This is a genomic window from Vibrio sp., from assembly GCF_984391705.1.
Window position 1 is genome coordinate 1 of sequence record NZ_CFHWOM010000073.1, and the last position, 14082, is coordinate 14082.

Consider the following 14082-nt stretch of genomic DNA (forward strand, 5'->3'; position numbering starts at 1 on the left):
CTTTCACACCACAGTGACCCGCGAATGCCATCTCAGCAAGAGTAACGAATAGACCACCATCGCCCTTATCGTGGTAAGCGACTACTTGGTCGTTTGCTACTAGAGTTTGTACGCCTTCGTAGAAACCTTTTAGCTGTGCTGCGTTGTCTACGTCTGCTGGCTTATCACCAAGCTGCTTGTAAACCTGTGCTAGAGCCGTTGCGCCTAGACGGTTTTGACCGTTACCTAGGTCGATTAGAACAAGGCTAGTGTTGCCTTTATCTGTGCGAAGCTGAGGTGTGATTGTCTTACGCACATCTTCAACACGAGCAAACGCAGTGATGATTAGAGATAGCGGAGACGTTACTTCTTTCTGCTCGCCATTCTCTTCCCACTTAGTCTTCATCGACATTGAGTCTTTACCCACTGGGATAGTTAGACCAAGTGCTGGACATAGCTCTTCACCGACCGCTTTCACCGCTTCGTAAAGACCTGCATCTTCACCTGGGTGGCCCGCTGGAGACATCCAGTTCGCAGACAGTTTAATATGTTTGATATCACCGATGTTTGTCGCAGCGATGTTCGTGATTGCCTCACCCACCGCTAGACGAGCTGAAGCACCGAAATCTAGTAGAGCAACTGGAGTGCGCTCACCCATCGACATCGCTTCACCGTGGTAAGTGTCATAGCTTGCTGCTGTTACTGCGCAGTTAGCCACTGGAACCTGCCATGGGCCAACCATTTGGTCACGAGCTACAAGACCAGTAACCGTGCGGTCACCGATAGTGATAAGGAATGTTTTCTCAGCAACCGTTGGTAGGCGAAGTACGCGCTCAGCCGCATCGTTTAGCTCAATGCCATCACGGTTAATCGCAGGGTTGTTCGCTTTTAGCGTTTTTGCATCGCGGTGCATCTTAGGTGTCTTACCTAAAAGAACATCCATTGGCATGTCGATTGGCGTGTTCTCGAAGTGTGAATCTTCAAGTTTCAGTTCACGCTCTTCTGTTGCGATACCTACTACTGCGTATGGTGCGCGCTCACGCTTACAGATTGCGTCGAATACTTCCATATTCTCTGGCGCAACTGCCATTACGTAACGCTCTTGAGATTCGTTACACCAGATCTCAAGTGGGCTCATGCCTGGTTCGTCGTTTGGTACGTCACGCAGTTGGAAGATACCACCACGCTCGCCATCGTCTACAAGCTCAGGAAGTGCGTTAGAGATACCGCCCGCGCCCACATCGTGGATGAATGCAATTGGGTTCTCGTCGCCAAGCTGCCAACAACGGTCAATAACTTCCTGACAACGACGTTCCATCTCTGGGTTTTCACGCTGTACAGATGCAAAATCTAGGTCTTCTGCTGATTGACCCGATGCCATTGAAGATGCTGCACCGCCACCAAGACCGATGTTCATTGCAGGACCACCAAGTACGATTAGGCTTGCACCTACTGGGATCTCTTTCTTCTGAACGTGCTCGTCACGGATGTTACCCATACCACCAGCAATCATGATTGGCTTGTGGTAACCACGAACCTCTTCACCTGCGTGAGAGTTTACTTTCTCTTCGTAAGTACGGAAGTAACCAAGTAGGTTTGGACGACCAAATTCGTTGTTGAACGCCGCGCCACCAAGTGGGCCTTCTAGCATGATATCTAGTGCGTTAACGATACGACCCGGCTTACCGAAATCAGTTTCCCATGGCTGCTCAAAACCAGGAATACGTAGGTTAGATGTCGTGAAGCCAACAAGACCTGCTTTTGGCTTACCACCGATACCGGTTGCGCCCTCATCACGGATTTCACCACCAGAACCCGTCGAAGCGCCCGGCCATGGAGAGATAGCCGTTGGGTGGTTGTGCGTTTCCACCTTCATTAGAATGTGCGCTTTCTCTTGGCTGTAGCCGTACTGGCGAGTTTCTGGGTTCGGGAAGAAACGACCTACATCAGAACCTACCATTACCGCTGCGTTATCTTTGTATGCAGACAGTACGTTTTCAGGCGTAGTTTCGAATGTGTTCTTGATCATCTTGAACAGAGACTTCTCTTGCTTAACGCCGTCGATAGTCCAGTCTGCGTTGAAGATCTTGTGACGACAGTGCTCTGAGTTCGCCTGTGCAAACATCATTAGCTCGATGTCAGTTGGGTTGCGATCTAGCTTGTTTACGAACGCATCGTAAAGGTACTCAATTTCATCATCCGCTAGAGCAAGGCCTAGGGTAACGTTTGCGTTTTCAAGCGCAGCACGGCCACCAGCAAGTAGGTCAACGTCAGCGACTGGCGCAGGCTCTGCTACTTGGAAAAGTGCCGCTGCTGATTCGAAATCAGTAAAGATAACTTCCATCATGCGATCGTGAAGAATCGCTTTCAGCTCAACCAGTTGAAGTTCTGAAAGCTCAGCAGATGTTTCAATGTAGTAAGCAGTACCACGTTCAAGGCGAGCAATTTTATCTAAACCGCAGTTGTTTGCGATATCAGTAGATTTTGAAGACCAAGGAGAGATTGTTCCCGGGCGAGGAGTGGCAAGCAGAAGCAGGCCTTCTGGCGCGTGCTCTTCAATTGTAGGGCCGTAAGTCAAGAGTTTCTCTAGTTTCTCAACTTCAGACGCATCCAGGTCTGCAGTCAGTTCAGCAAAGTGTGCAAATTCAGCGTAGATACCTGTTACAGGTAGGCCTAATTCACGACAAAGCTCTAGAAGCTTGTTAACACGAAATTCAGATAGAGCTGGGGAGCCACGAAAAATTCTCATGTGCTTAGGTCTCTTATGCAATTGATTAAGGTGATATTGGAATAAATTCAGTGGGTTAAAATGCTATAAAACATCTAATTGTTCTATACATTTCACTGTTTTCTTCGAAGCTATTCCGAAGGTTTTACAAACCTATGCCGATTCCACCTCTTAGTTGCGAGCGCATTATATAGCAATTGTTTTTGTGATGTAACACCAAAAGCAACCGTTTGCGTCATTTTTTTCGTCAATTTTGATATTCGGCAGAAATTGCTGTTTAAGCCTACTTAACACGAAGACTTACAGGGATTATCTTGCCTTGTTATGACACTTTGATATAAATGCCCTACTGGATGTATGAGAATGTCATTGAATGAAAAAGAATTACCTATCTCAGCTTAGAACTTTTACGACCCTATTGATGGGAATGCTCGTATTATCAGGGTGTCAGATTGAGTCTGAACCTAAAAGCGAGCTTGAACAGATTAAAGAGCGTGGCGTATTGCGAGTTGGGACATTAAACAACCAGCTCTCTTATTATATCGGCCCAGATGGCCCTGCTGGCCTCGATTATGAATTAGCCAGAGAGTTCGCGAATGAACTCGGCGTTCAGCTAGAAATGAAACCTGCTTATCGTATTACAAGCCTCTACCCGGCTCTACGTAATGGCGAGATTGATATTATCGCAGCAGGGCTAAGTCAATCACCAGAAAGGCTAAAAGCTTTTCGACCGGGGCCTGCCTATTATTACGTGAGCCAACAGGTTGTTTATAAAAAAGGTCAATGGCGCCCACGCAATTTACAGCAATTGCTTGATCGACAACCTGAGCTAGTTGAGAAAAACGATAACGAGCCAGTCATTCAAATTGTTGGCGACTCACACTTCAACCAAACTCTAGCTGCCATTCAAAAAGAGCATCCTCAGTTTCTTTATAAGATTGACCCTAATGCAGACGTAAATGATTTACTCAAGAAGGTATCGACAGGAGAATTACAATTTACTGTCGCTGACTCGGTAGAAGTCTCATTATCACAGCGCATCTACCCAGACATTGCGTTGGCATTTGAGCTAACAGAAGATCAACCAACATCATGGTTTCTTCGTCGCTCACAAGATGAAAGCCTCTATGCTTTGCTAATCGAATTTTTCGGTCATATAAAGCAGTCAGGCCATTTAGCCACTCTGGAAGAAAAATACATCGGCCATGTCGACTCATTTGATTACGTTGATACTCGCGCATTTATCCGAGCACTTGACTCAAAATTGCCAAAATGGTCACCGCTGTTTAAAAAGTATTCTGACGAGTTTGACTGGCGCCTCGTCGCAGCACTTGGGTACCAAGAGTCACACTGGAACCCATTAGCAAAATCACCAACGGGTGTGCGCGGTATGATGATGCTCACCTTACCGACAGCTAAAAGCGTCGGCGTGACCGACCGTTTAGATCCTGAACAATCGGTGAAAGGCGGCGTTGAGTATTTACGCCGCATGGTGGCTCGCATTCCTGACTCAATTGAGGAGCACGAAAAAATCTGGTTCGCCCTTGCCTCTTACAACGTGGGTTATGGGCATGTGATGGATGCAAGACGCTTAACCAAACGACAAGGTGGTAACCCTGATGCTTGGTCTGATGTAAAAGAGCGCCTACCTTTGCTGCGCCAGAAAAAATACTATAGCCAAACTCGATACGGCTACGCACGTGGCGATGAAGCGCGAAACTACGTGGAGAACATTCGCCGCTATTACCAAAGCATTATTGGTCATGTCGAAAAGCAAACACTAGCAGAAGACAACGATAATGTAGATGACTTGACTGTCATTCAACTACCGGATCAAGTCGTTTCTCAATCACTGCCCGCTTCCTCTGCAGTATCAAGCTCGGAAGCAACAAAAGTAGACTAGCGTCATCTTCAAGCGCGCAATTTTTGAACAAAGATTGCGCACTTGAAATCCTCCGATGCAACCCATACATAATATCGTGTACTAGATCACTTGCGAAGTTTCTTAAATTGGTAACAATTGGCAAGTATAAAAGCAATATGATCAGATAATCAGAGACATTCCACATTGAATGTCCGAGATTTGCTATTAACCCATATAGGAGGTTGTTCTATGGCTAGACGAAAATTACAGTCAAAACGCCTTAATAAAACCGTTGCAGCTAACCGTCGTAAGCGTCTTCTTAGCAACAACAAAAAAAAGGTGATTGCACGTCACCGAGCATTTATGCAACTCATCTGTGCTGCGTAACCCCTTCTAGCAAACATCTTAACAGCAAGGTGTTTGCTTAAAGCTCTCTTGCTACTTACTCTGATCTTTTTCTTCTTGTATCTGTTTTAAACGAGTTGCCTGACGTTCGCTCTTTTTCTCTTTACGGCGACGCTTAAAGAAGGATTGCAGTTGAACCCGACATTCACTCTCTAGCAACCCTTGTTCGACATCCGCATAGTGATAAGCCGCTTGATGTTTGAAGAGATTCAAAACTGTTCCGGCTGCTCCTGCTTTCAAATCTGGAGCCCCAAAAACAATACGCTTGACGCGGCTGTGTAACAACGCTCCTGCACACATTGGGCATGGCTCAAGCGTCACGTAAAGCGTTGTATCAAGCAAACGGTAGTTTTCAAGAACTTGCCCCGCTTTTCTGATGGTTTGCATTTCCGCATGAGCAGTAGCGTCATGATGGCCGATCGATTGATTCCAGCCTTCTGCAATGATTTCACCATCTTTAACAAGTACCGCGCCTACAGGCACCTCACCCTCTAGTTCAGCTTGCGAAGCAAGCTCCATAGCGCGGCGCATAAACTGTTCATCTTGAGGGGTAAACTTAGAATCTGACACAGAGGGCTCCAAATCTAGCAAAGGTGCTGTGAGCCAGCAATTTTACCTGTAACCCAGCAAGAGTGAAAGCGACACAATTAAGTGACATGCACCAACAAAAAAGCGCCAGTCTTTTGACCAGCGCTTCTAAAATCCTAATACCTAAATAGTTGGTGTTACTCAGCTAACAACGCTACTGAACCAAATATGACGGTATTTACATTGTGTATGTATAAGGAGCTTGGATACCTAGCGGAATACCTAACGCCCAGTATGCTACTAGGAAAATTGACCAACCGATTAGCATTGCAATCGAGAATGGCATCATTAGCGATGCTAGAGTACCAATACCAGTCGACTTCACGTAACGTTGACAGTAAACCACCACTAGCGGGAAGAATACCATCAGAGGTGAAATGATGTTCGATACAGAGTCACCAACACGGTAAGCCGCTTGAGATAGCTCAGGAGAGATACCCACAGCCATTAGCATTGGAACTAGGATTGGACCGATAAGTGCCCACTTCGCTGATGCAGAACCGATGAGCAGGTTTACAGAAGCCGTTAGAAGAATCATGCCGATGATAGTCGCTTCACCTGGTAGGTTCATCGCTTTCAGACCTTCCGCACCGTATAGCGCTAGCATGGTACCGATGTTTGATTGTGCAAACGCAGAAAGGAACTGGGCACAGAAGAACGACATTACGATGTAAGCACCCATTGTCGACATAGTGTCAGACATTGCTTTAATGATGTCGTTGCTTGTTTTGAACGTACCCGAAACTTTACCGTAAACGTAACCTGGGATGATGAATAGAATGAAGATCAATGGAACGATTGACTTCATTAGCGGTGCTGAGAACGCTGTAATCTCGCCTTCAGGAGAACGTAGTGCTGAGTTTTCAGGAATGATTGCTGCGATCAAAACTGCGATGCCAGCCATCATAGCCCAACCAGCGTAACGGAACGCTTTAGACTCAAGCTCAGTAAAAGAACCCAGATCCGGTGCTTTCTCTGCGTCTTCGTCGATTGGCGTATTCTTTAGACGTGGTTCGATGATTTTCTCAGTTACGTACCAACCGATAGCAACAATGATTACTGAAGATAGACCAGTAAAGAAGATGTTCGCTAGAGGGTTAACCACGTACTCAGGATCCAGAACCTGCGCCGCTGTTTGCGTGAAACCAGCCAATAGAGGGTCGATACCTGAAGGGATGAAGTTTGCAGAGAAACCACCAGATACACCTGCGAATGCTGCTGCGATACCCGCTAGAGGGTGACGACCTGCCGCGTGGAAGATGATACCACCTAGAGGGATAACCAGTACGTAGCCCGCATCTGCAGCTGTGTGTGACACGATAGCTACAAGAATTAGCATTGGTGTCAAAAGCTTCGCTGGAGTGAAGTTAAGCATTTTCTTAAGGCCTGTTGTAATAAAGCCAGAAGAGTCCGCAACGCCAACACCTAGCATCGCAACTAGAACGATACCTAAAGGTGCAAAGCCAGTGAACGTAGTCACCATATTCGCGAGGAAGCTTGCTAGAGATTCGCCAGTTAAAAGATTGTTGATTGCAAGCGCTTCGCCAGTACGTGGGTTTAACAGATCAAACGAAACGTTTGAAAGGAGAGCAGACGCCGCCCAAGTAATAACAAGAGCCCAGAAAAACAGAATTGCAGGATCTGGGATCTTGTTACCTGCGCGTTCAATAAAGTTTAAAAAGCGATCCATACCACTCGGCTTATTGGATGGCGCTTGATTTACAGCTTGGTTACTCATGGTAACTCCATAGTGTGATGTTGTTGCCTAAGGCTTCTGATTATTGTTTTTGTCAGCCTATGATTCACCTTACATTCTATTAAATAGGCTTAATAAAAGCACAAGGTTCTGGAGTTTTTTCCATATTTGGAGACATATTTTGCAAAAACACCATCAACGTGCAACAAAACCAAAACACAACCACACTAAGTTATGAAACAATTTTAAAACCGTTTTGAAAAATATAGCGCATGGTTGTTAGTAAAAATTCACTAACATGCCAAGATATGCATCTAGTTACTATCAAACTCACTATATTGAGATATCGCGCTCGTCAATGTGATCGCTTGTTTTTCACTGAATCTATCCCACCAACATACTTCCACTTTAACTACGCTTACAGCACCGCTTAAACTCGCGTAAGGAGAAACTTCGCAACGAGCTTGAAAGCCAGGTGCAGAGGTTGAACAAGTGCTTGCACTCACGCAACTATCACTGGCTATATCAGAATACATATAGCTACCGGAAGCTGAAGAAATCCCTCTTCGCGTAAAGGACTCTAATTTGTTTTCTGCTATGTAAAGAGCTTGAATACTCTTGTCAGCAAAGTCAGCTTTCGACTCAGCGTTAGCTTGAAGCTTAACTAGCCCCATGGCACCGATACCAATCAATAGGAAGGCAATCAAGACTTCGAGTAAGCTCATACCATATTGTTTACAGATCATTCCACGACCCTCTATACCAGCTCACCACTTTGAATTTCTTAGATGGCCCTTCGATGACATCCCGGTTGTAAGTAAAACTCAGAGCTGCGTTGAATACTGCATAAGTTCCAGGAGCGTCCATCACATAGCCGCCACTAGGGTTAAATGCACCAAATTGAAAATAGCCAATTTTTCCTTTGGGCATTGAAACTGTACCAGATAGATCACTTATTACGCCTTCAAGCAAACTCGCCGCACCTCCGATGCTGTGGTCATTTTCGGTTTGTGACCAACCAGTAAAGTCGAGTGGATTGCCATCGCTATCCTTAAAGTCGTCAGAAACAAAATGGTAGAGCATGCCTTTAAAAGCTTGAGAGCCATTAACAGATAAGATGCCGTTGTGAACAACTAGAATGATTCCACTACTTAAATTGCTATCGATAGCAGTGCTTATCCTGCTGAAATCATCGTTATTTATTTCACAACCGCCATAAACCCAAATGACATCTTTACCCTGCTCGATATTACGCGCTATATCTTCTGCGCATAGCGTATTGAATGTCGGCGAACCTAAATCTGATGCTTGTCTTAGTGTTTCGGAGTTCAATGAATAAGGCACGTAACCAATAATGGTTTTATCTGACATTACCGAAAACCACTCTGCTCTAGGGACATTGAACACATCTTGAAATGGATCCATCGTCGTATCTTTTTTATAGTCTTCCGCGGTATCTGCTAACTCTGCAATTCCCCAGGAATGGTTGGTAGACGAACATTTTTGAAAGTCTGGAGAAATACTATCTGGAAAAGAAGAGTAAGGTTTGCTCGTTTCGTGGGGATGGAAAGTGTTATAACTCGTCGCATGAAAAAAATTAAAGTATCGAACAGCTGTACACTCCCATTCATTAGACCCTAAATTTTTGCCTGGGTCAGGGGAAGAGGTGTACCCGCCATTAATGACTAAATCAGATTTTGAGCGAATGGCTCCGGTACTGGACACTATAGGAGCAACAAACGCTTTTTTTAAAGTAAGAAAACCACTTTGGGAATGAATCACATTTGGGGTACCAGAGACAATATTTAAAGAATCTAAATCCAATAGATTCTTACAATCTGAAACTGAAGCAGGGACAGCATTAAGTTGCTTTGCTTTGGTGTAAACACACTCCAACCCTCCCTCTGCTGCCCAGTGGTCCTTACGCGAAGCCACCTCATTTTGCGCCCGCTTTACCTGATAGAACAGTCCCTTATAACTCCCTAAAACAAGAAGCAAAGCCGCAATAAGAAGTAAGCTGGTTAAAAGTAGCGTAGCTACCCCTTTGTTTCGGTTCATGCTACCAGTTCCTCTGCTTTGTAGTAAAAGAGAGCGTTTTAGTGATAGTCGGCGCGTTTTTCAAAGACGTATCAAGTCGTACAGTGACCATTGCTGATGATACTTTGCTTCCTGGTAAATTGACTAAGCTGACATTGAATGCATCCACATTAATGCGCTCTTTATGAAATAAGGTATTACAGTTGTGACCGACACGGCCAGGGAAGTCTTTCGCATCAAGCACTGACATGACTGTCGACTGTTTCTTTTCACAAATACGCAGTACATTCGTCGCAGCCGAAGTTTGCTCGTAGACAACATTGGAATAGGTATAAGATGCTCCAGATACCTCGGCAACATATGCGTAGGCTAATAGCCCCGTGGTAGATGAGTTTTCCACATAGAATAGATGATCCGCTCCTGACAACTGGACTAGGTTTCTCGAAACTCCGTTGTAACCAGCTCTGTGCATATCCAGCTTCATCATCTGTAACACACTATTAGTCGCCTGTAACAGCGTTAGCTCCTGAGTTCTCTTAGCAGCAATTTTTTGCCCGCTGAGAAATGTTGCCCCTATGATCGTTATCGCAATGACACCGATCGTAGAAGCCACCATAAACTCAACTAAGCTCGCTCCTCTCTGGTTGAATCTCGTTCTACGCATATCAGCACTTCTCATAATCTAAGTAAGCACGACTGCTTGGCGAACAAACACGAACAATTGCAGAACGGTAATACGTTCTCAGGTTGAGCGCAGATGAAGGACTGTTCTCAGGGTAGAAGGTAAATCGACCTAGTTTGGGCCGACCATGGGTTTCATCAAAGCTGATTTGTTGTGAAGTATAAGTGGTAGAAATGGAGATACCGTCAAATGCCCTCCCAGACAGCGTAGAGTACAAAGTTCCAGCGCCATCAAGATCACTGTTGGTCAACTCCAACCGCCAATCTCCCCGACTATCCGACGAGCCGGACATGATTAGGTGCACCCATAGTCGCTCGCGCCTCATAACGGCTTCTGATTTCGCCATCAAGACAAAGCCATTTAACTCTTTAGCCAGTCTGCGCATCTTGACTGTGTCGGTCATGGAACTGAAACTTGGAACAGCCCATACCATCAACGTGCCGATAACCAGAATCGTAATTAGCAGTTCTAATAAGGTAAAGCCGCGAGACATTTCCCAAAATCCTATGCAAAAACAGTAAGTAACCGTATTCAGTCTTGCAGAAAGACTAACACCAAAGAAAAATGGTCTTATTGCAAATAAGGAACTACGCGGAATGATTCGAAGAAATGAATGTAAAAGAGGTAAAAAACGACTAAATGGAATGACATTGATCGAATTAATGATCGCAGTATCTGTCGTGGCCATACTGGCAGCTATCGCCTACCCGAGTTACCAAAGCTACGTACTAAAGTCACACCGAACTCAGGCAATTGCAGACATACTAAAAATTCAGCTTACGCTAGAAGCAAGCTACAACAATGGTTACAACTGGAGCAGTATAGTCTCGGGCTCTAACTGCAGTGTTTGTGATACCCCCAATAGCCGCTACGTATTTTCAGTAGCGAGTCAAGCTGGCAAAGCTTATGTCATTAAGGCAAAAGCTCAAACGAGCAGTGGGCAAACAAAAGACAAATGCTTAACCGATGAGAACGTGGATTACATGACGCTTGATTCGACGAATGCTCAATATCCGGAGAATTGCTGGATTTAATGGTTAGTTAGAAACCAAAAAGCCTGCACAAATGCAGGCTTTTCATTGTTTAGCGAATGAGATTAGCTCGTCAGATCATCAAAGAACTTCTTCACGCCGTTGAAGAAACCCTCAGATTTAGGCTTATGCTTTGTCGCCGCTTCGCCGCCACATGACTCTTCAAACTCTTTTAGCAATTCTTTTTGACGTGAGCTTAAGTTCACGGGCGTTTCTACTACAAGTTTAACGATAAGATCGCCAACACCGCCGCCACGAACACCTTTCACACCTTTGCCACGCATACGGAACATACGACCGGTTTGCGTTTCTGTTGGTACTTTTAAGTTTACACGGCCATCCAGAGTAGGAACTTCTACTTCGCCGCCTAGTGCAGCCATTGCAAAGCTGACTGGTACTTCACAGTACAAGTTGTTACCGTCACGCTCGAAGATATGGTGTTCTTTCACGTGAACTTGCACGTATAGGTCGCCTGCTGGTGCTCCCATTTCGCCAGCTTCACCTTCGCCAGATAGACGAATGCGATCGCCAGTATCCACACCTGCTGGGATCTTAACGTTAAGCGTTTTAGTTTTCTGCTTACGGCCTTGACCATGACACACGTTACATGGGTCTTTAATGATCTTACCTTTACCATGACAGGTAGGACAGGTTTGCTGAACTGCAAAGAAACCTTGGCGCATTTGAACTTGGCCATGACCATGACAAGTACCACAGGTTTCCGCAGAAGTACCTTTCTTCGCACCACTACCTTCACAAGAGTCACAATGAACTAATGTTGGTACTTCAATCTCTTTCGATACGCCACGAACTGCCTCTTCTAATGACAGTTCCATATTGTAACGTAAGTCTGCGCCACGCTGCGCGCGCTGTTGACCACCACCACGGCGCCCACCGCCAAAGATATCGCCAAATACGTCGCCAAAGATGTCACCAAAATCAGCACCACCGCCACCAAAGCCGCCGCCGCCCATACCGCCTTGTTCAAACGCAGCATGGCCATATTGGTCGTAAGCCGCCTTTTTCTGAGGATCGAGTAAGATTTCGTACGCTTCTTTTACTTCTTTAAACTTATCCGCAGCAGTTTCATCACCCTGATTACGGTCTGGGTGGAATTTCATCGCAAGGCGCTTGTACGCCTTTTTAATATCACGCTCTGATGCATCTCGGCTTACGCCTAATACTTCGTAAAAATCACGTTTTGACATGTTCTTCGTCACCAATGTAGTACTGCAAACGGGCGATTGTCTCTGTTCGCACCGCTTGGTGTTTGTATCGATATAGATAAAGGGTTGATAACACTCGTTTCCTTTATCTATAAAGACACATTTGCCTTTACAAACATACGGGCGTAAGAGTTACCTCAAACGCCCGCAAACTAATAAGCTATCGCCTAAGAATCAAGAATTACTTCTTGTCTTCTTTAACTTCTTCGAACTCAGCATCAACCACATCATCCTGTTGAGGCTGTGCTTGTTCTGCACCCGCTTCAGCGCCTTGCTGTGCTTGAGCTTGCTGCTGAGCGATTTCCATTAGCTTTTGAGCTGCAGTCATAAGTGCTTGAACTTTAGCGTCGATCGCTTCTTTGTCTTCGCCCTTACGTGCTTCTTCTAGCTCAGAGATAGCAGCTTCAATCTTCTCTTTCTCGTCAGCTGGAAGTGCATCACCTGCTTCTTCCACTTGCTTACGAGTACCGTGAATCATTTGGTCAGCTTGGTTACGTGCAGTTGCTAGCTCTTCGAACTTCTTGTCCGCTTCTTTGTTAGCTTCTGCTTCTTGTACCATTTTCTCGATATCTTCGTCGCTTAGACCGCCAGAAGCTTGGATAGTGATCTTCTGCTCTTTACCAGTCGACTTATCTTTCGCAGATACGTGTAGGATACCATCCGCATCTAGGTCGAAAGTTACTTCGATTTGTGGCATGCCACGTGGTGCTGGCTGAATACCTTCTAGGTTGAATTGACCTAGAGACTTGTTGTACATCGCCTGCTTACGCTCACCTTGAAGAACGTGGATAGTTACCGCATTCTGGTTGTCTTCTGCTGTAGAGAAAACTTGGTTCGCTTTCGTTGGGATAGTTGTGTTCTTCTCAACTAGCTTAGTCATTACGCCACCCATAGTCTCGATACCTAGAGACAGAGGAGTAACGTCTAGTAGAAGTACGTCTTTAACATCACCAGCAAGTACACCACCTTGAACTGCAGCACCCATTGCTACTGCTTCATCAGGGTTCACGTCTTTACGAGCTTCTTTACCGAAGAACTCAGCAACTTTCGCTTGAACCATTGGCATACGAGTCTGACCACCAACAAGGATAACGTCAGTAATGTCGTTCACAGATAGGTCTGCGTCAGCTAGAGCAACTTTTAGAGGCTCAAGAGAACGTTGAACTAGGTCTTCAACTAGAGATTCTAGTTTCGCACGAGTCACTTTAACGTTCATGTGCTTAGGACCAGTCGCATCTGCAGTCACGTAAGGTAGGTTTACGTCTGTTTGAGAAGTAGAAGAAAGCTCAATTTTCGCTTTTTCTGCTGCTTCTTTAACACGCTGCATTGCTAGAGGATCGTTCTTAAGATCGATACCTTGCTCTTTCTTGAACTCTTCAACTAGGTAGTTGATCATGCGGTTATCGAAGTCTTCACCACCTAGGTGCGTGTCACCGTTAGTTGCTAGAACTTCAAATGTTTTTTCGCCTTCAACTTCATCGATTTCGATGATAGAGATATCGAATGTACCACCACCAAGGTCGTATACAGCGATAGTGCGGTCACCGCCTTGCTTGTCTAGACCGTATGCTAGAGCAGCAGCTGTTGGTTCGTTGATGATACGTTTAACTTCTAGACCTGCGATACGGCCAGCATCTTTAGTTGCTTGACGCTGAGCATCGTTAAAGTAAGCAGGAACTGTGATAACTGCGCCAGTTACTTCCTCACCTAGGAAGTCTTCTGCAGTTTTCTTCATTTTCTTTAGGATTTCAGCAGAAACCTGAGGAGCTGCCATTTTCTGGCCTTGCGCTTCTACCCAAGCATCACCGTTGTCAGCCTTAACGATTTTGTAAGGCATGATTTCGAT

The 14082-nt window shown here is 45.4% G+C and carries 12 protein-coding genes; 3 read left to right on the plus strand and 9 right to left on the minus strand.

Annotated features, from left to right (window positions below):
- The coding region (purL, locus tag AC4MRV_RS19875; RefSeq protein ID WP_491189042.1) for a phosphoribosylformylglycinamidine synthase at positions 1-2728 on the minus strand (2728 nt) is incomplete at its 3' end.
- Between the two features lie 352 nt (positions 2729-3080).
- Between purL and mltF the strand changes: the two genes are divergently transcribed.
- On the plus strand, positions 3081-4610 hold the full coding sequence (mltF, locus tag AC4MRV_RS19880) for a membrane-bound lytic murein transglycosylase MltF (RefSeq protein ID WP_491189043.1): 1530 nt from the start codon (positions 3081-3083) through the stop codon (positions 4608-4610).
- A gap of 210 nt (positions 4611-4820) precedes the next feature.
- Entirely contained in the window at positions 4821-4958 is a 138-nt protein-coding gene (locus AC4MRV_RS19885) for a hypothetical protein (protein ID WP_269977436.1), read from the plus strand.
- A 51-nt stretch (positions 4959-5009) separates the two neighbouring features.
- Here the strand turns inward: AC4MRV_RS19885 and tadA are convergent, their stop codons facing one another.
- The 6 genes from tadA to AC4MRV_RS19915 all read right to left on the minus strand — a co-directional run bounded on the left by tadA (position 5010) and on the right by AC4MRV_RS19915 (position 10472).
- Entirely contained in the window at positions 5010-5546 is a 537-nt protein-coding gene (gene tadA / locus AC4MRV_RS19890; RefSeq protein ID WP_491189044.1) for a tRNA adenosine(34) deaminase TadA, read from the minus strand.
- A 196-nt stretch (positions 5547-5742) separates the two neighbouring features.
- Positions 5743-7302 (minus strand): AbgT family transporter, encoded by a 1560-nt coding sequence (locus AC4MRV_RS19895; protein ID WP_038189956.1) that lies wholly within the window; start codon positions 7300-7302, stop codon positions 5743-5745.
- Positions 7303-7574: 272 nt separating this feature from the next.
- Complete coding sequence (locus AC4MRV_RS19900) at positions 7575-8006, minus strand: type IV pilus modification PilV family protein (protein WP_491189045.1); 432 nt, start codon at positions 8004-8006, stop codon at positions 7575-7577.
- A complete protein-coding gene (locus tag AC4MRV_RS19905; protein WP_491189046.1) occupies positions 7996-9318 on the minus strand; it encodes a hypothetical protein in 1323 nt (440 codons plus the stop codon). The genes AC4MRV_RS19900 and AC4MRV_RS19905 overlap by 11 nt, the downstream gene beginning before the upstream one ends.
- A gap of 1 nt (position 9319) precedes the next feature.
- Entirely contained in the window at positions 9320-9961 is a 642-nt protein-coding gene (locus AC4MRV_RS19910) for a PilW family protein (protein ID WP_491189047.1), read from the minus strand.
- Between the two features lies 1 nt (position 9962).
- Positions 9963-10472, minus strand: a complete 510-nt coding sequence (locus tag AC4MRV_RS19915) for a GspH/FimT family pseudopilin (RefSeq protein ID WP_491189048.1) — start codon at positions 10470-10472, stop codon at positions 9963-9965.
- 103 nt (positions 10473-10575) lie between these two features.
- On the opposite strand from AC4MRV_RS19915, the gene AC4MRV_RS19920 reads away from it, so the two are divergent.
- A complete protein-coding gene (locus AC4MRV_RS19920) occupies positions 10576-11013 on the plus strand; it encodes a type IV pilin protein (RefSeq protein WP_491189049.1) in 438 nt (145 codons plus the stop codon).
- Positions 11014-11075: 62 nt separating this feature from the next.
- Here the strand turns inward: AC4MRV_RS19920 and dnaJ are convergent, their stop codons facing one another.
- Both dnaJ and dnaK read right to left on the minus strand, forming a co-directional pair.
- Positions 11076-12218: a molecular chaperone DnaJ gene (dnaJ, locus tag AC4MRV_RS19925; protein ID WP_491189050.1), complete on the minus strand. Its 1143-nt coding sequence runs from the start codon at positions 12216-12218 to the stop codon at positions 11076-11078.
- A 199-nt stretch (positions 12219-12417) separates the two neighbouring features.
- On the minus strand, positions 12418-14082 hold a 1665-nt coding region (dnaK, locus tag AC4MRV_RS19930), incomplete at its 5' end, for a molecular chaperone DnaK (RefSeq protein ID WP_491189051.1).

What these genes read in the sequence shown, in the direction of transcription:
- mltF (WP_491189043.1), top strand. Translation starts at nt 3,081, where the DNA reads ATGAAAAAGAATTACCTATCTCAGCTTAGAACTTTTACGACCCTATTG.
- AC4MRV_RS19885 (WP_269977436.1), top strand. Translation starts at nt 4,821, where the DNA reads ATGGCTAGACGAAAATTACAGTCAAAACGCCTTAATAAAACCGTTGCA.
- AC4MRV_RS19895 (WP_038189956.1), bottom strand. Translation starts at nt 7,302, where the DNA reads ATGAGTAACCAAGCTGTAAATCAAGCGCCATCCAATAAGCCGAGTGGT.
- AC4MRV_RS19900 (WP_491189045.1), bottom strand. Translation starts at nt 8,006, where the DNA reads ATGATCTGTAAACAATATGGTATGAGCTTACTCGAAGTCTTGATTGCC.
- AC4MRV_RS19905 (WP_491189046.1), bottom strand. Translation starts at nt 9,318, where the DNA reads ATGAACCGAAACAAAGGGGTAGCTACGCTACTTTTAACCAGCTTACTT.
- AC4MRV_RS19910 (WP_491189047.1), bottom strand. Translation starts at nt 9,961, where the DNA reads ATGCGTAGAACGAGATTCAACCAGAGAGGAGCGAGCTTAGTTGAGTTT.
- AC4MRV_RS19915 (WP_491189048.1), bottom strand. Translation starts at nt 10,472, where the DNA reads ATGTCTCGCGGCTTTACCTTATTAGAACTGCTAATTACGATTCTGGTT.
- AC4MRV_RS19920 (WP_491189049.1), top strand. Translation starts at nt 10,576, where the DNA reads ATGATTCGAAGAAATGAATGTAAAAGAGGTAAAAAACGACTAAATGGA.
- dnaJ (WP_491189050.1), bottom strand. Translation starts at nt 12,218, where the DNA reads ATGTCAAAACGTGATTTTTACGAAGTATTAGGCGTAAGCCGAGATGCA.